Source organism: Actinocrinis sp. (assembly GCF_035650855.1).
Classification (GTDB): domain Bacteria; phylum Actinomycetota; class Actinomycetes; order Streptomycetales; family Catenulisporaceae; genus Actinocrinis.
The window spans coordinates 1-18,694 of record NZ_DASRGV010000103.1 but is presented as its reverse complement, the minus strand read 5'-3'; the positions used below and the strand labels follow the sequence as shown (position 1 = coordinate 18,694).

The window sequence follows — 18,694 nt, the reverse complement described above, 5'->3', positions numbered from 1 at the left end:
GCGCGGTAAGTGGTCGAGTCTTTACGAAGCGGCACAGGCACGCCGGGCTGTGTGAGTCCGAGCCTGAAGGCACGGAGGCTAGAGTGCCCGCATGGCAACTCGGATAGGCGCCTGCGCTACTGCCCGTACAACCGCCGGCTTCGCAGCGTTAGCTCTGACCGCCACGCTCACGGCGTGCACCGGTGGCGGCTCGGCCTCGTCCACCGCCTCCAGCTCGTCCGCGCACGACGTGCCGAGCGGCAAACAGCTCAGCACGATCCTGCTGGCCGCGGCCGACCTGCCGCACGACTTCACCGAGGAGTCGATCGGCGCGCAGAACAGCGGCGCGAAGCTGTCCGCGGCGGCGTCCAGCGTCGATCTGAGCAGCGCGGACTGCAACAAGGTGCTCAACCTGGTCAACACGGTGGGCCAGAACAGCCTCGGCGAGGCCTCCTACGCCAGCGACGCGTTCACGCCGCCGTCCGGGCTCGGCGAGTTCGACGAGACGCTGCTGGAGTTCCACGGCACCGACGCGACCACGTTCACCAACAAGCTGGGCGCGGCGCTCAATCGATGCAGCACCTTCCAGGCCTCGGACGCCAGCGGCGCCACCCAGAGCGCGTCGGTCAAGGTGATACCGGGACCGCGGGTCGGGGACGAGTCGGTGGGCTTCACCGTCAAGGTCGCGATCGGCAACCAGACCATGGTGATGAACGGCGCGGCGATCCGGGTCGGCACGGCGGTCGCGGTGATCGACAACTCGCTGCTACAGGGCCAGAACACCGAGATCGACCTGGCCAAGCTGGCCGACGTGCTGGTGCCGCGGTTGAAGTCGCTGCACTAGACCACTCTCCGTTAGACCACTCTGCACTAGACCACGCTGTACTAGGTCACATCGTTGACGGCGTGACCACGTCGTGTACGCACGGGCGGACGCCTGCCGGGGCTTACCCTTGGACCCAAAGACCCCGAGCGAGAAGCGGTGAGAACGCTGCCCAAGCGCACGCCAGACGGCCCTCCCCCGCCCCCTGCGGTCCAGCGGCTGCGGATCCGCTACGCGAAACGCGGCAGGCTGCGCTTCACCAGCCACCGCGACATCCAGCGGGCGTTCGAACGGGCGCTGCGGCGCGCGGCGGTACCGATGGCGTACTCAGCCGGCTTCTCCCCGCACCCCAAGATCTCCTGGGCCGGAGCAGCCCCCACCGGCACGGCCAGCGAAGCGGAGTACGTCGAGATCGCGGTCACCCGGCGCGTCGACCCGACGGCGCTGCGCGCTTCGCTGGACGCGGCGCTGCCGCCTGACTTGGACATCCTGGAAATCGTCGAGGCCGCCACTCCCTCGCTGACCGACCACCTGGAGGCCTCGGTCTGGCAGATCGAACTGCCCGAGGTCGAACCGGCCGAGGCAAAGCGCGCCGCCGATGCGTTCCTCGCCGCCGAGACGGTTGAGGTGGAACGCCTGATGAAGACCGGAATGCGTACCTTCGACACCAGATCAGCCGTAGTTTCGCTCAACGTCCTCGACAGCCCGGCTGAAGCCGGGCACCAGTCGCGGTCGTCTGCCTGTGCGATACTGCGAGTGGTCGTCCGGCACGCCACGCCGGCCGTCCGCCCCGATGATGTCCTGACCGGACTCGGATCCGTGAGCGGTCTTGTGCCGCCGGTCGCCCCACGGGTGACCAGGCTGGCGCAGGGACCGCTGGTGCACGGCGACGGTCTGCACAGCGCCGGTCTGACTAGCCAGACCGCGCCCGGTGCGCCGGCGAACGCCGAGTCCGCGGCCGGGTCCGGGGCGTGGCCGGTGGCCGACCCGATGGCCCTGGACCGGAGCGCTTCGGCGAATTCCGGGCCGTCGAGCATCAAGACCCCGGTTTCCGGGGTATGAGTGCTCGCAGGCGCCCCGCCTTCGCGGCGGCGCCGGCACGACGGCCCGATTCGGCGAGACGCCCGATCCGGCCCACCTGACTTCAGTACGTACAGACGAGCCGCCGCGCGGCGCCGACGCACACCGGAACCGGTGGCGTCCGAGCGCCCGGCGGCCACGACGGGAGAACCGCCCGAATGCTCGATCACGAGCCCACCGGTTCCGGCTCAGGCCTGGAACCCGAGAACGAGTCCACAGCCGACTCGCCGAACACCGCCCCGCGCCGCCGCCGTGCGGCCAGCCGCCCCGCCGGGGCCCCGACCGCGGAGAGCGCTCCGCGGGCCGAGGCCGCGAGCGGCGGTGACGCGTCCGAGCCGGCCGAGGCCGCCCCGGCGGCCAAGCGCGCCCGCGGCAAGAAGGCCGCGACCAAGGCCGCCGCCGAGGCGCCTGCGGCGAAGAAGACGACGCGCAAGACCGCGACGAAGAAGGCGGCCCCGGCCGCCGCTGCGGAGCAGGCTGGCGACGCGTCCGCCGAGGCGGCCGCAGCCCAGGCCGCGCCCGAGGTCGCCGCAGCCGCCGCGCCGGAGGCCCCGGCCAAGAAGACCGCGCGCAAGACCACCACGCGCCGCCGGACGCGCACCGGCGAGGCGGCGGACACGGAGGCCGCGGGCGCCGCGGCTCCGCAGACCGCGGCCAGCGCCGAGTCCGCCCGCGCCGATGTGAGCGCTCAGCCCGAGCCGGCCCAAGCCGACGCAGACCGGTCCGGCGGTGCTCAGTCGGGCACTGGTCAGTCCGGCGCCGCTCAGCCCGAGGCCGCCGAGACGCCGCAGGCCACCGGCCGGGCGCGCCGCAGCCGGAAGCGGGCGACCGCGCCGACGCAGCCGGTCGAACCGCTGGCCGCCGCCTCCTCCCCCGCCACTGGCTCCTCTTCCGCCAGCGGCTCCTCTTCCACCACCGTGGACGAGGAAGAGGCCGCCGGCGCGCTCGAGGCCGAGGAGATCGAGGCCGCGTGGTCACCGGACGCCGAGGCCGAGGAGGCCCCGACGCTGGCACCCGCGCCGGTCACGCCGCAGCGCCCCGGCATGCTCATCTTCCAGGCGCCGGTCGTCGCCGAGCCGATCCGCCGCCGGGCCACCGCGCCGCAGACTCCGACTCAGGCCCAGCCCAAGCCCGCCGCCGCGGCCGAAGAGGCCGAGCGTGCGCCGCAGCAGCCGACGGCCGATGAGACGCCGGAGGCCAACGCCGAGCGCGAGTCGCGCCGCCGCCGTCGGCGCAGCCGCAACGGGAGCGGTCGCAGCGGCGACGCGGTCGCCGCACGGGCTGACGCCGCGTCAGCCGAGGAGTCCGAGACCGAGCCCGCCGAGGCCGACAACGCCGACGAGGCGGGGCTGGTCACCGACGCCGAGGGCTCGAGCCGGCGCCGTCGCCGGCGCCGCCGCCGGCAGACCGCCGAGGACCTGGCCGCCGGCGGCACGGAAGATGACGACCCGCCGAACACGGTGGTGCGCATCCGTGAGCCGCGCGAGCCCCGCGAGCCGCGGGAGCGCCGTTCCTCCCGGCTGAGCGAGCCGGACTCGGTGCGCACCGGTGACGACGTGCTCGGCGTGCGCGGCTCGGTGCGCCTGGCCGCGAAGCAGCAGCGCCGCCGCGACGGCCGCTCGACGCGTTCCCGCCGCGCCCCGATCGTGAGCGAGGCCGAGTTCCTGGCCCGCCGCGAGTCGGTCGAACGCGTCATGGTGGTGCGTCAGGCAGCGAACCGTACGCAGATCGGCGTGCTTGAGGACGGCGTGCTGGTCGAGCACTACGTCAACCGCGAGTCCTCGGTCTCGTACGTCGGCAACGTGTACCTGGGCAAGGTCCAGAACGTGCTGCCGTCGATGGAGGCGGCGTTCGTCGACATCAACAAGGGCCGCAACGCGGTGCTGTACGCGGGCGAGGTGAACTTCGCCGCGGCGGGCCTCGAGGGCCAGCCGAAGCGGATCGAGTCCGCGCTCAAGTCCGGGCAGCCGGTGCTCGTGCAGGTCACCAAGGACCCGATCGGGCACAAGGGCGCGCGGCTGACCAGCCAGATCTCGCTGCCCGGCCGGTTCCTCGTATACATCCCCGGCGGCTCGATGATGGGCATCAGCCGCAAGCTGCCGGACAACGAGCGCACGCGGCTCAAGCAGATCCTCAAGAAGGTCGTGCCCGAGGACGGCGGCGTGATCGTGCGCACCGCGGCCGAGGGGGCGAGCGAGGAGGAGCTGGCCCGCGACGTCGAGCGCCTGGTCGCGCAGTGGGAGGAGATCGAGCGGCGGTCCCGCACGGCCAACGCCCCGGCGCTGCTTTACGGCGAGCCGGACCTGACGGTGCGCGTCATCCGCGACATCTTCAACGAGGACTTCAGCAAGCTGATCGTCTCCGGCGACGAGGCGTACAAGACGATCCACGAGTACCTGTCCGGGGTCGCGCCCGAGCTGGCCGAGCGGCTTGAGCACTGGACCAGCGACACCGACGTGTTCAACGTGTACCGGGTCGACGAGCAGCTGGCCAAGGGCCTGGACCGCAAGGTCTGGCTGCCCAGCGGCGGCTCGCTGGTGATCGACCGGACCGAGGCGATGGTCGTCATCGACGTGAACACCGGCAAGTTCACCGGCCAAGGCAGCAACTCCCTTGAGGAGACGGTCACCCGCAACAACCTGGAGGCGGCCGAGGAGATCGTCCGCCAGCTGCGGCTGCGCGACCTCGGCGGCATCATCGTGATCGACTTCATCGACATGGTGCTGGAGTCGAACCGGGAACTGGTGCTGCGCCGGCTGCTCGAATGCCTGGGCCGGGACCGCACCAAGCACCAGGTGGCGGAAGTCACCTCGCTCGGTCTGGTGCAGATGACCCGCAAGCGGGTCGGCCAGGGCCTGCTGGAGGCCTTCTCCGAGACCTGTGACCACTGCAACGGCCGCGGGATCATCGTGCACATGGACCCGGTGGAGCCGCACGGCCGGAAGGCCGCGGAGCGGGCCACCACCGTGGTCGAGCGGATCGACCGGGTGACCGGAGAGCACAGCCACGGCCACGACGAGCACGGCGGTTCTGGCGACGCGTCAGAGCACCACGGCGGTAACGCATCGAACGGCAATGCCGGTGACGCTCGTCACGCCAGCAGTGCGGTAGAGAGCCGGGCCAGCCGGCGCAGGCGGCGTAAGGGCAAGCACCACGAGGGCGAGGATGCACCGGGCGCACCGGTGGATTCGTCCTGGGTCGCCGACGACGCCGCGCCGGACACGAGCCCGCGCGCCGAGGTGGATGCGGGCGCAGACGCCGAGTCGGCTCAGGCTCCGGCCGTGCAGACCGCGCCGATCAACCTCAAGGCGCACGCGGACGACCCGGACGCCGCGGCGACCGGTGACGAACTGAGCGAGGCACTGGTCGATACCGGCCGGCCGCGCAAGCGCCGCCGGGCGGCCAGCCGCCCCGCAGGCTCTCCGCAGTCGAACGCGGAAGCTTCTTAAGGCTCCAAGCGCTTCGCCGCGCGGCCCGCACGATCCGTATCGGACCGACGCGCCGCGGGGCGAGCGAGGGTGCGCGTTCGGTGACGGTCACGCACCGCTTAGCACCGGTGAGGCTCGTTCGTGATCTTCAGTTTGACCTCACCGGCACCCGATCCGTACGCTTGCTTTTCGGCGTGTTTAGGCTCGCCCCTCGTCCCGCGGTGCCCCCGCGCCGCGCCGGACCAGTCAATCGACAGTCTCAGCTTGTCGCGGCGACTTGTATCGCACTGCGCGCAGGCGTAGGCAAAACCGTAGGAGTAGCGGTGTACGCGATCGTCCGCAGCGGCGGTAGGCAGCACAAGGTCGCCGTGGGCGACGTAGTCGAGGTCGACCGGCTCGTCGGCGAGCCGGGTACCCCGGTGGAGATGAAGGCGCTGCTCGTCGTCGACGGCGACTCGGTCACCTCCGACGCGTGGGTGCTCGAAGGCGTCAAGGTCCACGGCGAGATCGTCGCCGAGGTCAAGGGCAAGAAGATCGACATCCTCAAGTACAAGAACAAGACCGGCTACCGGGTGCGCCAGGGCCACCGGCAGAAGTACACCCAGGTCAAGGTCACCAGCATCGACACCGGGAAGAAGTAAGCTGACATGGCACACAAGAAGGGCGCCTCGTCCAGCCGCAACGGACGGGACTCGAACGCGCAGCGGCTCGGCGTGAAGCGCTTCGGCGGCCAGAAGGTGAACGCCGGCGAGATCCTGCTGCGTCAGCGCGGTACCCACTTCCACCCGGGTGAGAACGTCGGCCGCGGCAAGGACGACACGCTGTTCGCGCTGACCGCGGGCGCCGTGCAGTTCGGTACGCACCGGGGCCGCAAGGTCATCAACATCGTGAGCGTCGACGCCTAAGCAGCGTCTACCGCACGGTACGCACAGCAGTCTCAAAGCACCGTCTCGCCAGTACGCCGGGTCGCAGTGGTCGACCCGGCGTACTGTCGTGATCGGGCTTATCTGAAGTCGGAGAGAAGACAGCCATGGCCACCTTCGTAGACCGCGTGATGTTGCACGTCGCGGCCGGTAAGGGCGGCCACGGCTGCGCTTCCGTGCACCGAGAGAAGTTCAAGCCGCTCGGCGGCCCCGACGGGGCGAACGGCGGCCGGGGCGGCGATGTGATCCTGGTGGTCGACCCGAACGTCACCTCGCTGATCGAGTACCACTACTCCCCGCACCGCACCGCGGGCAACGGCAAGCCGGGCGCGGGCGACCTGAAGCAGGGCGCCAACGGGGCCGACGTGGTGCTGCCGGTGCCGAGCGGGACCGTGGTCAAGTCCGCGGACGGCGAGGTGCTGGCCGACCTGGTGGGCGCGGGCACCCGCTTCGTGCTGGCCAAGGGCGGCCCCGGCGGGCTCGGCAACGCGGCGCTGGCCACCACCAAGCGCAAGGCTCCCGGATTCGCGCTGCTCGGCGAGCCGGGCGAGGCCGGGGAGTTCGTGCTCGAGCTCAAGTCGGTCGCGGACGTGGCGCTGATCGGCTACCCGAGCGCCGGCAAGTCCTCGCTGATCGCCGCGATGTCGGCGGCCAAGCCGAAGATCGCCGACTACCCGTTCACCACGCTGGTGCCCAACCTCGGCGTGGTCACCGCGGACAACCATGTCTTCACGATGGCCGACGTGCCCGGGCTGATCCCGGGCGCGAGCCAGGGCAAGGGGCTCGGCCACGAGTTCCTGCGCCACATCGAGCGCTGCGCGGTGCTGGTGCACGTGCTCGACTGCGCGACCCTGGAGCCCGACCGCGACCCGCTCAGCGACCTGGACGTCATCGAGGCGGAGCTCGCGGCGTACGAGGAGGCGCTGAGCGGCGACGAGCAGAACGTCGGCGGCGGGACCGGCGCGGGCGCCCAGTTCGCGGCGCTCGGCATGCTGTCCGACCGGCCGCGCCTTGTCGTGCTCAACAAGATCGACGTCCCGGAGGCGCGCGACCTCGCGGAACTGGTGCGCCCGGACCTGGAGGCGCGCGGCCTGCGCGTGTTCGAGGTCTCCGCGGTCAGCCGGGAGGGACTGCGCGAGCTGGCCTTCGCGCTGGCCGAGATCGTCGAGCAGGCGCGGGCGCAGCGTCCGGCCGAGGAGCCGGGGCGCCTGGTGATCCGGCCGAAGGCGGTCGACGAGGCGCCGTTCACGCTCTCCTTCGAGGACGGGCACTACGTCGTGCGCGGCAGCAAGCCGGAGCGCTGGGTGCGGCAGACCGACTTCTCGATCGACGAGGCGGTCGGCTACCTCGCGGACCGGCTCAACCGGCTCGGGGTCGAACAGGCACTGCTGGAAATGGGCGCGCACGAGGGCGACGAGGTCGTGATCGGCGACGGCCCCGACGCGGTGATCTTCGATTGGCAGCCGACGTTGGCCAGCGGCGCTGAGCACCTCGGGCCGCGCGGCTCGGACGACCGGCTGTACAGCTGACCGAGCCGCTTGCGCGATACCTGCCTCATGCGCAACAAGTCCTAGCACTTCCCGCAAGAACGCAAATCTTGACCGCAAGCAAATAACAGAGCGACGAAAATATCTTGCAGTGACTCTTGTGGAGCCGCCCGAGCGGCCCTAGTGTCACCTCGCGGCCTGGTGGTGTGTGGCCACCGTGGGCGTCATCAGGTGTTCACACTCACGAGAGAAACGAGCATTCGATGCAACGGAGCATCTCCGGAGCTCTGCCCAGCTCACCCGGCCGGCCGCGGCGTACCGCGGTGCTCGCGGCCGCGACAGCCGCCACCGCCGGGCTCGGCGTGTTGTTCGGCGGTCCCGCGCTGGCCGCCGGCGGGTACACGCCGACCGCCGTGACCCGCGCCGCGATCGACCCCTCCCTGGTCGCCGGGCGCGGCGCCAGCCTCGGCATCGTCGAGCAGGAGGCCGAGAACGCCGCGACGAACGGCACGGTCATCGGCCCGAGCACGACCGCCTACACGCTTCCGGCGGAAGCATCCGGCCGGTCCGCGGTCAATCTGACGCCCGGTCAGTACGTCGAGTTCACGCTGCCCAGCTCTGCGAACGCGGTCACCGTGCGGTACAGCATCCCTGACGCTCCAACCGGCGGCGGGATAACTGCCCCGCTGGACGTGACCGTCAACGGCCACGATCACCGCACGATGACTCTCACGTCGCAGTACGCGTGGCTGTACAACGAGTATCCGTTCAGCAACGACCCGAATGCCGGTCCGCTGCACCCTGACTGGTGGACCACCGAGTGCAGTTGCGTGCCGGATCAGACCACGCCGGCCCCGGTGTTCCCGACCCCGTTCCGGCCGAACCACTTCTACGACGAGCAGCGGCTCCTCCTCGGCCGGACCTACGCGGCGGGCTCGAAGATCCGGCTGACCGTTCCGGCTGGCAGCACCGCCGCCACCACGACTATCGACCTGATGGACTCTCAGCTGGTCGCGCCGCCGAAGCTCGACCCGATCTCGGCGAACGTGCTGTTCTTCGGCGCCGACCCGACCGGCCGGCGCGACTCCGCGGACGCCTTCGACCGGGCGATCGCCTTCGCACAGAAGACGCACCTGAAGGTCTACATCCCGCCGGGCACGTTCCAGGTCAACCGGCACATCATCGTCGACAACGTGACCGTCGAGGGCGCGGGCAGCTGGTACTCGATCGTCAAGGGCCACCAGGTCACCCTCAGCAGCCCCGCGCCCGACGGCTCGATCCACACCGGCGTCGGCTTCTACGGCAGGGACGCCTCGGCCGGCGGCAGCCACAACGTGCACCTCTCCGGCTTCGCGATCGAGGGCGACGTGCGCGAGCGCATCGACACCGACCAGGTCAACGGCATCGGCGGCGCGCTGAGCGACTCGACCGTCGACGGGCTCTACATCCACCACACCAAGGTGGGCATGTGGTTCGACGGGCCGATGGACAACCTCAAGATCACGAACAATGTGATCGCAGATCAGATCGCCGACGGCATCAACTTCCACACCGGCGTGACGAACTCGCTGGTGCAGAACAACTCCATCCGCAACGCCGGCGATGACGGCCTGGCGATGTGGTCCGAGGTCACCGCGGACGCGAACGACACCTTCGACCACAACACCGTGCAGACGCCGGTGCTGGCGAACGGGATCGCGATTTACGGCGGCAGCGACAACACCGTGTCGAACAATCTGGTCGCCGACCCGATCCGGGAAGGCAGCGGACTTCAGGTCGGCAGCCGGTTCAACGCGGTGCCCTTCAGCGGCCACCTGTGGATCACCGGCAACACCACGGTGCGAGCCGGAACCTACGAGCTGAACTGGAACATCGGGCTCGGCGCGATCTGGATCTACGCCTTGCAGAGCAGCATCGCCGCGGACGTCGAGGTGACCGGGGACGACTTCCTGGACAACACCTACAACGCGATCATGCTGGTCGCCGACTTCCCGGTGAAGGACCTGTACTCGATCTCGAACGTCCACTTCTCGGACATCAAGGTGGACGGCACCGGTACCTCCGTGCTCAGCGCGCGGGCCGCCGGGTCGGCCAGCTTCCAGAACGTGGTGGCCCGCAACGTCGGCGCGGTCGGGATCAACAACTGCGGGTCGTTCCACTTCACGCCCGCGGGCTCCGAGTTCGCCGTCACCGACCTCGGCGGCAACACCGGCGGCGGGACCACCGGGCCGTGGCTGGCGCCCTGGGAGCTGCCCAACACGATCACCTGCGACGACCGGCCGGCGGTCGTGCCGCCACCGCCGCCGTCTCCCTGGTCGTGACGGCGGCTGCGCCTAGTCAGAGCTAACCGACTGCCGGAGCTGGACGGGACCGGCCGGGGGCTCGGGTCTCCGGCCGGTCCCACGCGCTGAAACCCGAGAGCGACGACGCGGCCGGCGACCTTATCCTGAGCCGGTGAGCGAAGGCGGGCAGGCGACCAAGCGTGAGGCGGTCACCGCCGCGCGGCGGATCGTGGTGAAGGTGGGCTCCTCCTCGCTGACGACGGCGGCCGGGGGGCTGGACGGCAGCCGGGTGGACGCCCTCGTGGACGCGCTGCACGAATCGGCGCTCTCGAAGCCGGGCGGCGCGGAGGTGGTGCTGGTCTCCTCCGGGGCCATCGCGGCCGGGCTCGCTCCGCTGAACCTGCGAAAGCGGCCGCGGGAACTAGCAATGCAGCAGGCCGCCGCGAGCGTCGGCCAGGGCCTGCTGATCGCCCGCTACACCCAGTCCTTCGCGCGGCACGGCCACGGCGTCGGCCAGGTGCTCCTCACCGCGGACGACGTGACCCGCCGCTCGCACTATCGCAACGCCCTGCAGACGCTCAGCCGGCTGCTGGAACTCGGCTTCATCCCGATCGTCAACGAGAACGACACGGTGGCCACCCAGGAGATCAGGTTCGGCGACAACGACCGGCTGGCCGCGCTCGTCGCGCACCTGGTCAACGCGGATCTGCTGGTGCTGCTCTCCGACGTCGACGCACTCTACGACGGCGACCCGCGCAAGCCCGGAACCCGCCCGATCAGCGACGTGCGCGGACCCGAGGACCTGGCCGGCGTGTCGATCGGCGCCCCCGGGCGCGCCGGAGTCGGCACCGGCGGCATGGTCACCAAGGTCGAAGCGGCCCGGATCGCCACCGAGGCAGGCATCCCGGTGGTGCTCACCACGGCCGCATACGCCGCCCGTGCGCTCGCGGGGGACGCGGTCGGCACCCTGTTCCACCGCACCGGGAAACGGTCCGCAGCGCGCCTGCTGTGGCTCGCGCACGCGACGGCGCCGCGCGGCGCCCTGAAGCTGGACGAGGGCGCGGTCGACGCGATCGTGCGCCGCCGCCTCTCCCTGCTGCCCGCCGGGATCACCGCCGTGTCCGGCACCTTCGTCGCCGGCGATCCGGTGGACCTGGTCGATCCGTCGGGGCGGGCGGTGGCCCGCGGCCTGGTGAACTACGACGCGGTCGAACTGCCGTCGCTGCTCGGCCGCTCGACCCGCGATCTGGCGGCCTCGCTCGGGCCGCAATACGAGCGCGAGGTCGTGCACCGCGACGACCTGGCCGTGCTCTGATCCGGTGTAGCCACTGCCGACTGCGCGGCGACCGGCTGCCGTGCCACCGCGAGCGCCGGTCTCACTGCCTGAAATAGCGTGCTACCTCCCGCCGTCCGCGCCGTAACCTGGAGGCATGGTGGACGAGTCGAGCGAGTCTGAGGTCATCCGGACGGCGCGCCGGGCCCGTGAGGCGGCCGCGGATCTGGCCGTGCGCACACGCGCCGAGAAGGACCGGGCGCTGCACGCCATCGCGGACGCCCTGCTCGCCGCATCGCCGCGCATCGTCGCCGCCAACGCGCAGGACACGGAGCGCGCGCGCGAGGCGGGCGTCGGCGCCGGCATCGTGGACCGGCTCACGCTCACCGCGGACCGGATCGCCGCCATCGCCGAGGCGCTGCGCAAGATCACGACGCTCGCCGACCCGGTCGGCGAGGTGGTGCGCGGCTCGGTCCTGCCGAACGGGCTCGAGCTGCGCCAGGTGCGCGTGCCGCTCGGCGTCGTCGGGATCATCTACGAGGCGCGGCCGAACGTGACCGTCGATGCCGCGGGGCTTTGCCTCAAGTCGGGCAACGCGGTACTCCTGCGCGGCTCCTCCTCCGCCCGCTCGTCCAACACGGCACTCGTCGAGACGATGCGCGACGCCCTGGCCGACAGTGGTCTGCCGCGCGACGCGATCCAGCTGGTACCCGGCGACACGCACGACTCCGTCAAGGAGCTGATGCAGGCGCGCGGCCTGGTGGACGTGCTCATCCCGCGCGGCGGCGCAGCTCTGATCAGCTCGGTGGTCACCGGCTCCACGGTCCCGGTGATCGAGACCGGAGTCGGCAACTGCCACGTGTACGTGGACGCCGATGCGGACCTCGACCTCGCCGTCGAGCTGCTGATCGACTCCAAGGCGCAGCGTTACAGCGTGTGCAACGCGGCGGAGACCGTGCTGGTACACCGGGACATCGCCGAGGCGTTCCTGCCGCGCGCGCTCGCCGCGCTCAAGGACGTCGGCGTTACCGTGCACGGCGACGAGCAGACCGCAGCGGTCGCGGCGGCTGCGGGTAACGCATCGGACGTTGTACCGGCCACCGAAGAGGACTTCTACACCGAGTACCTCTCGCTCGACATCGCCGCGGCCGTCGTGGACTCGCTGGATGCCGCGGTAGCGCACATCCGCAAGTACTCCTCCAGCCACACCGAAGCGATCATCACCCGCTCGCAGGCGGCGGCTCGTGCCTTCACCGCCCGGGTCGATTCGGCGGCGGTGATTGTGAACGCCTCGACCCGGTTTACCGACGGCGGCGAGTTCGGCTTCGGCGCGGAGATCGGCATCTCCAACCAGAAGCTGCACGCGCGCGGCCCGATGGGGCTGCCGGAGCTGACCTCCACGAAGTACATCGTGATCGGCGACGGCCAGACCAAGGCGCGCGACTCGAACACCTGACGGGCCGAAAGCCGGCCGGGGGCGTCGGCGCCGACGCCGGAAGCGGCGCCCCGCGCGCCGAAAGTTTCAGGCTGCTGACCAGCCGGATCGCGGTCGAGGTCGCCGGAAGTGGGCGCGGCGCCGATATTCGTCGCAGTTGGCTGCCGTACCCCCTACTGATCACGCAACATTTCCGTTACTTTTCCCCAATGACCGAGCGCTTTCCCGAACAGCGCAACCGCTCCGCGCAGCGCCGCGCAGACGCACCTCAGGTCCCCGCGGGCGCCCCGGACGGCGCCGCGTCGCTCGACGACGCGCCGCTCGTGTTCGACGAGTCCTTCGTCGCCGCGGCGCCGGTGCGCGAACCCTCGGCGCAGGCCCGTGCGTTGCTCGCCAGAGGTCGGGCGGAACTGTCCGCAGACCCGTCATCCGCGCGGCGATTCCTCGACCAGCCAGAGCGCCGCTGGGCCGTACGCCCGGCCCACCATCTCTCCGCCGTCCGGTTGCCTGCCGTGGCGATAACCGTGTGCGTGTTGGCTGCCGCAGCTGTGTTGCTCATCCTGCTGCGGTAACAGCCTGCATTCAGGAGAAGTCGGGCACGTCCATCCGCGCGGCGTCCGCCGACTGGTCGTCCGGTTGGAGCTGGGATTCGCGCTCGGCGGCGATCTGCGCGGTGTAGTGCGCGATCTCGCGCTCAAGACGGCCGTCGTCCCAGCCGAGTGTGGCTGCCATCAGCTCCGCCGCCGGTCGCGCCGAGCTGACGCCGCGGTCGAAGGTCTCGAAGCTGATTCGGGTGCGCCGGGCGAGCACGTCGTCGAGGTGGATCGCGCCCTCGTGTGAGGCCGCGTAGACGATCTCGGCGCGCAGGTAGTCGTCCGCGCCGTCCAGCGGCTGGCCGAGCGCGCGGTCCTTCTCCACCAGCGCGATGACCTCCTCGGCCAGCGAGCCGTAGCGGCCGAGCAGGTGCTCGATCCGGGCGACGTGCAGGCCGCTGGCCGCGGCGATGCGGGCGCGCGCGTTCCACAGCGCCGGGAAGCCGTCCGCGCCGAGCAGCGGGACGGTCTCGGTGCACGAGGCCGGGCCGCGCCGGTCGAGGCCGTGCAGCGCCGCGTCCACGGCGTCGGCGGCCATCACGCGGTAGGTCGTGTACTTTCCGCCGGCCACGACGACCAGGCCGGGCGCGGCGTGTGCGACGATGTGCTCGCGTGAGAGCTTCGAGGTCTCATCCGACTCGCCGGAGAGCAGCGGCCGCAGACCGGCGTATACGCCCTCGACGTCTTCACGCGTCAGCTCGGTCCTCAGGACCCTGTTGACGTGGCCGAGCACGTAGTCGATGTCCGTAGCGCTCGCCGCGGGATGCGCCTTGTCCAGATCCCAGGCGGTGTCGGTGGTGCCGATGATCCAGTGCCGGCCCCACGGAATGACGAAGAGGACCGACTTCTCTGTCCGCAGGATGATGCCCGACGCGGACTGAATGCGATCCTTGGGCACGACGAGGTGCACGCCCTTTGATGCGGTGACGTGGAACTTGCCGCGCTCCCCGACCATGGCCTGCGTCTCATCGGTCCACACGCCGGTGGCGTTGACCACTTGCGCCGCTTTTACCTCGAACTGCTCACCGCTCTCCTCGTCCCGGACCACGGCTCCGGTAACGCGCTCCCCCTCGCGAAGGAAGCCGACGACGCGGGCACGGTTCGCGACGAGCGCGCCGAACGAGGCCGCCGAGCGTACGAGCGTGGTGACGAAGCGGGCGTCGTCGACCTGCGCGTCGTAGTACTGGATCGCGCCCACGAGCGCGTCCTTCCTCAGCGAGGGAGCGATGCGTAGCGCGTGACGGCGTGTCAGGTGACGGTGCGGGGGCAGACCGCGGCCGTGCCCTGACGAGTAGCTCATCGCGTCGTAGAGCGCGACGCCGGATCCGGCGTACACCCGCTCCCAGGCGCGTCCGGTGAGCGGATAGAGGAAAGGCACGGGGCGCACGAGGTGCGGAGCGAGCCGCTCGATGAGCAGGCCGCGTTCCTTGAGCGCTTCGCGGACGAGCGCGAAGTCCAGCATCTCCAGGTAGCGCAGGCCACCGTGGATGAGCTTGGAGGACCGGCTCGAGGTGCCCGAAGCCCAGTCCCGCGCCTCCACCATGCCGACGGAAAGGCCGCGGGTCACCGCGTCCAGGGCGGTGCCGGCGCCGACCACGCCGCCGCCGATCACCAACACGTCCAGTTCGGTGGCGGCGAGCGCGGCCAACGCGGCCCGCCGTTCCTCGGTTCCGAGCTTCGCACTGCGCATACCTCTACGATGCCGGTTTGCACCGACTTGGCGCTATGCGAGTTACGCCACGGGAAGGGCGGGCTCTAGGCGGTTGCTAGTGGTCCCGCTGCTCCGGGACCATCCGCTCTTGCGGACGCGCGGCTAAGACACCGTCAGTTCGACCCGCTGGAACTCCTTGAGGTCGGAGTAGCCGGTCGTCGCCATCGCCCGCCGCAGCGCGCCGAAGAGGTTCATGGTGCCGTCCGCGGTGTTCGACGGGCCGACCAGGATCTCTTCCAGCGTGCCGACCGTGCCCAGGTGGGTGCGCACGCCGCGCGGCACCGAGCCGTGCCAGGCCTCCGCGCCCCAGTGGAAGCCGTGGCCGGGGGCTTCGACCGCGCGGGCCAGCGGCGAACCGATCATCACACCGTCGGCCCCGCAGGCGATCGCCTTGGCGATCTCGCCGCTGCCGCCCATCGCGCCGTCCGCGATGACGTGCACGTACCGGCCGCCGGACTCGTCCATGTAGTCGCGCCGGGCGGCCGCCACGTCGCTGATCGCGGTGGCCATCGGCACCGCGATGCCGAGCACGTTCTTCGTCGTGTGCGAGGAGCCGCCGCCGAAACCGACCAGCACGCCCGCCGCGCCCGAGCGCATCAGGTGCAGCGCGGCCTTGTAGGTCGCGACGCCGCCGGCGACGACCGGGACGTCGAGGTCGTACACGAATTGCTTCAGGTTGAGCGGTTCGCTCTCGTGCGAGACGTGCTCAGCGGAGACCGTCGTACCGCGGATGACGAACAAGTCCACGCCCGCGTTGACCACCGTCTTGTAGAACTGCGCGGTGCGTTGCGGCGACAGCGCTCCGGCGGCGACCACGCCGGCGTCACGGATCTGCTTGATCCGGGCGACGATCAGCTCTTCCTTGACCGGCTCGCCGTAGATCTCGCGCAGCCGCTTCACGACGCGCTCGGCGGGCAGCTCGGCGATCTCGGCGAGCAGCGGCTCCGGGTCGGCGTAGCGGGTCCACAGCCCTTCCAGGTCGAGCACGCCCACCCCGCCGAGCCGGCCGATCGCTATGGCCGAGGCCGGGGAGACCACCGAGTCCATCGGCGCGGCCAGGAACGGCAGGCGCAGCTGGTAGGCGTCGATCTGCCAGTCGATCGAGACGTCCTCGGGGTCACGGGTACGCCGCGAGGGGACCAGGGCGATGTCGTCGAAGCCGTAAGCCTCGCGGGCGCGCTTCGAGCGGCCGATCTCGACCTCGGACACGATGGGGCTCCCTTTCCGGGCGCTGAGTCTTGGCGCCGCAGAGGTCAGCGGCGATATCGACTCTAGCGCCTCGGCGCCGCGTGACTAGCGCGAGTGGTAGTTCGGGGCCTCGACGGTCATCTGGATGTCGTGCGGGTGGCTCTCCTTGAGCCCGGCCGAGGTGATCCGCACCAGCTGCGCCTCCTGCAGGTCGGCGATGGTGCGCGCACCGGTGTAGAACATGGCCTGCTTGACGCCGCCGACGAGCTGGTGGGCCACGGCGGCGAGCGGACCGCGGTACGGTACCTGGCCCTCGATGCCCTCGGGGATGAGCTTGTCGTCGGACGAAACGTCCTGCTGTGCGTAACGGTCCCGGGAGTACGCCCTGCCCTCAGCCTTGCCGCGGGAGGACATCGCGCCGAGCGAGCCCATGCCGCGGTACGACTTGTACTGCTTGCCGTTGATGAAGATCAGGTCGCCCGGGGACTCCTCGCAACCGGCGAGCAGCGAGCCGAGCATGACCGTGTCCGCGCCGGCCGCGATGGCCTTGGCGATGTCGCCCGAGTACTGCAGGCCGCCGTCGCCGATCACCGGGACACCGGCCGGCTTGGCCGCGCGGCTGACCTCGTAGATCGCGGTGACCTGCGGCATTCCGACGCCCGCGACCACGCGCGTGGTACAGATCGAGCCCGGCCCGACGCCGACCTTGACCGCGTCCACGCCGGCGTCGATGAGCGCCTGCGCGCCCGCGGCCGTCACCACGTTGCCGCCGATCACCTCGATATGGGCATTCGCCTTGACCTTGGAGACGGTGTCGCACAGGCCCTTGGAGTGCCCGTGCGCGACGTCCACCACGACGAAGTCGACGCCGGCCTCGGCCAGCAGCATCGCGCGGCGGTACGCGTCGTCCCCGACGCCGACCGCGGCGCCGACGACCAGGCGGCCTTCCGCGTCCTTGGTGGCGTGCGGGTACTGCTCGGTCTTCGTGAAGTCCTTGACGGTGATCAGGCCGTGCAGCTTGCCGGTCGCGTCGACCAGCGGCAGCTTCTCGATCTTGTGCGCGCCCATCAGCTTCATCGCCTCGGCGCCGGAGATCCCGACGTGCCCGGTGACCAGCGGGGCCTTGGTCATCACGTCGCGCACGAGCCGGGAGTGATCGGTCTCGAAACGCAGGTCCCGGTTGGTCACTATGCCGATGAGCAACCCGGCGTCGTCGACCACGGGCAGGCCGCTGATGCGGTACCTCGCACAGAGCGCGTCGACCTCGGCGAGCGTGGCCTCCGGGCTGATCGTCACCGGCTGCGTGATCATGCCGGACTCGGAACGCTTGACCAGGTCCACCTGCGCCGCCTGGTCTTCAGCCGGGAGGTTGCGGTGCAGCACTCCGGCGCCGCCCTGGCGCGCCATGGCGATCGCCATCCGCGCCTCGGTGACCGTGTCCATCGCCGCGGACAGCAGCGGGATACGCACCGACAGGTTGCGGGTCAGCCGTGCGGTCGTGTCCGACTCGCCGGGCACCAGGTCCGAGACGGCCGGTACGAGCAGCACGTCGTCAAAGGTCAGCCCCAGCAGGCCGAACTTCTCGGGGATGTCGGAGACGGACACGAAAACCCTCCGTGGTCGGGTCGGGGTCGGCTGCGTCGGGGGAGATGCCAAGTCTAACGGCCCGAGAGCCCGCCCTAATCCCGCTCGGGCGGCGGCTCCGGACCTGGACTGCGTTCCTGGTCCGGAGCGGGCTGCCCGCCGTGCGGAGGCTGAGGGTATCGGCCGCGGTCAGCGAACCAACCCCCAGCGGAATCCGAGGGCCACCGCGTGCGCGCGGTCCGAGGCGCCGAGCTTCTTGAACAGGCGCCGCGCGTGCGTCTTGACCGTGTCCTCGGACAGGAACAGGTCACGGCCGATCTCCGCGTTGGAGCGGCCGTGGCTCATCCCCTCGAGCACCTGGATCTCGCGGGCGGTCAGGGTCGGGGCGGAGCCCACCTCGGCCGGGCGCAGCCGGCGCGGGGCCAGCCGCCAGGTCGGGTCGGCCAGGGCTTGCGAGACGGTGGCCCGCAGCTCGGCGCGCGAGGCGTCCTTGTGCAGGTAGCCGCGGGCGCCGGAGGCCACGGCGAGGGCCACGCCGTCCAGGTCCTCGGCCATGGTGAGCATGATGACCCGGGCGGTCGGGTCGGTGGAGACGAGCCGGCGGACGGTCTCGACGCCGCCGAGGCCGGGCATCCGCACGTCCATCAGGACCAGGTCGACCCGGTCGGCGGTCCAGCGCCGCAGCACCTCCTCGCCGCTGCTCGCCGTGGTGACCCGGTCCACGCCGGGGACCGTGGCCACCGCGCGGCGCAAGGTCTCGCGGGCGAGCGGTGAGTCGTCACAGACCAGGATGGACGTCATATGTGCCTCCACGCACTGTGGATACCTGCTGCTGTCAGGCAATGCCGGGAATTGACGCGAGTGGGGCCGGAAACCGGTGGGACGGCCCGCCGGGTGGGGGGTTCCGG

14 protein-coding genes are annotated in these 18,694 nt (G+C 71.0%); 10 read left to right on the top strand and 4 right to left on the bottom strand.

Going from position 1 to position 18,694, the window contains the following annotated elements:
• Window positions 1-91: 91 nt before the first annotated feature.
• The 10 genes from VFB40_RS08200 (at window position 92) to VFB40_RS08155 (ending at window position 13,282) form a co-directional block, all read left to right on the top strand.
• Window positions 92-823 (top strand): hypothetical protein, encoded by a 732-nt coding sequence (locus VFB40_RS08200; RefSeq protein WP_324848698.1) that lies wholly within the window; start codon window positions 92-94, stop codon window positions 821-823.
• A 147-nt stretch (window positions 824-970) separates the two neighbouring features.
• Window positions 971-1,864, top strand: coding sequence for a TIGR03936 family radical SAM-associated protein (locus VFB40_RS08195; protein ID WP_349261390.1), 894 nt, complete (start codon window positions 971-973; stop codon window positions 1,862-1,864).
• A gap of 176 nt (window positions 1,865-2,040) precedes the next feature.
• Complete coding sequence (locus tag VFB40_RS08190; RefSeq protein WP_324848696.1) at window positions 2,041-5,331, top strand: Rne/Rng family ribonuclease; 3,291 nt, start codon at window positions 2,041-2,043, stop codon at window positions 5,329-5,331.
• Between the two features lie 302 nt (window positions 5,332-5,633).
• Window positions 5,634-5,951 (top strand): 50S ribosomal protein L21, encoded by a 318-nt coding sequence (gene rplU / locus VFB40_RS08185; RefSeq protein WP_324848695.1) that lies wholly within the window; start codon window positions 5,634-5,636, stop codon window positions 5,949-5,951.
• 6 nt (window positions 5,952-5,957) lie between these two features.
• Complete coding sequence (gene rpmA, locus VFB40_RS08180; RefSeq protein ID WP_324848694.1) at window positions 5,958-6,215, top strand: 50S ribosomal protein L27; 258 nt, start codon at window positions 5,958-5,960, stop codon at window positions 6,213-6,215.
• A 125-nt stretch (window positions 6,216-6,340) separates the two neighbouring features.
• Window positions 6,341-7,762 carry a GTPase ObgE gene (gene obgE, locus VFB40_RS08175; RefSeq protein ID WP_324848693.1) on the top strand — a complete coding sequence of 474 codons (1,422 nt, stop codon included), beginning with the start codon at window positions 6,341-6,343 and terminating at the stop codon, window positions 7,760-7,762.
• A gap of 221 nt (window positions 7,763-7,983) precedes the next feature.
• Window positions 7,984-10,041 (top strand): glycosyl hydrolase family 28-related protein, encoded by a 2,058-nt coding sequence (locus tag VFB40_RS08170; RefSeq protein ID WP_324848692.1) that lies wholly within the window; start codon window positions 7,984-7,986, stop codon window positions 10,039-10,041.
• Window positions 10,042-10,174: 133 nt separating this feature from the next.
• The gene (gene proB, locus VFB40_RS08165; RefSeq protein ID WP_324840743.1) at window positions 10,175-11,317 is read left to right on the top strand and encodes a glutamate 5-kinase; all 1,143 of its coding nucleotides are present in this window, start codon (window positions 10,175-10,177) and stop codon (window positions 11,315-11,317) included.
• A 115-nt stretch (window positions 11,318-11,432) separates the two neighbouring features.
• On the top strand, window positions 11,433-12,731 hold the full coding sequence (locus VFB40_RS08160; RefSeq protein ID WP_324848691.1) for a glutamate-5-semialdehyde dehydrogenase: 1,299 nt from the start codon (window positions 11,433-11,435) through the stop codon (window positions 12,729-12,731).
• Between the two features lie 188 nt (window positions 12,732-12,919).
• A complete protein-coding gene (locus tag VFB40_RS08155; protein WP_324848690.1) occupies window positions 12,920-13,282 on the top strand; it encodes an SCO2583/SCO2584 N-terminal domain-containing protein in 363 nt (120 codons plus the stop codon).
• 10 nt (window positions 13,283-13,292) lie between these two features.
• Here VFB40_RS08155 and VFB40_RS08150 read toward each other — a convergent pair whose 3' ends face one another.
• The 4 genes from VFB40_RS08150 to VFB40_RS08135 all read right to left on the bottom strand — a co-directional run bounded on the left by VFB40_RS08150 (window position 13,293) and on the right by VFB40_RS08135 (window position 18,587).
• On the bottom strand, window positions 13,293-14,993 hold the full coding sequence (locus VFB40_RS08150; protein WP_324848689.1) for a glycerol-3-phosphate dehydrogenase/oxidase: 1,701 nt from the start codon (window positions 14,991-14,993) through the stop codon (window positions 13,293-13,295).
• 123 nt (window positions 14,994-15,116) lie between these two features.
• Complete coding sequence (locus tag VFB40_RS08145; protein ID WP_324848688.1) at window positions 15,117-16,223, bottom strand: GuaB3 family IMP dehydrogenase-related protein; 1,107 nt, start codon at window positions 16,221-16,223, stop codon at window positions 15,117-15,119.
• A gap of 84 nt (window positions 16,224-16,307) precedes the next feature.
• Entirely contained in the window at window positions 16,308-17,807 is a 1,500-nt protein-coding gene (gene guaB, locus VFB40_RS08140; RefSeq protein WP_324848687.1) for an IMP dehydrogenase, read from the bottom strand.
• Between the two features lie 168 nt (window positions 17,808-17,975).
• The gene (locus VFB40_RS08135; protein WP_324840749.1) at window positions 17,976-18,587 is read right to left on the bottom strand and encodes a response regulator transcription factor; all 612 of its coding nucleotides are present in this window, start codon (window positions 18,585-18,587) and stop codon (window positions 17,976-17,978) included.
• Window positions 18,588-18,694: the final 107 nt, after the last annotated feature.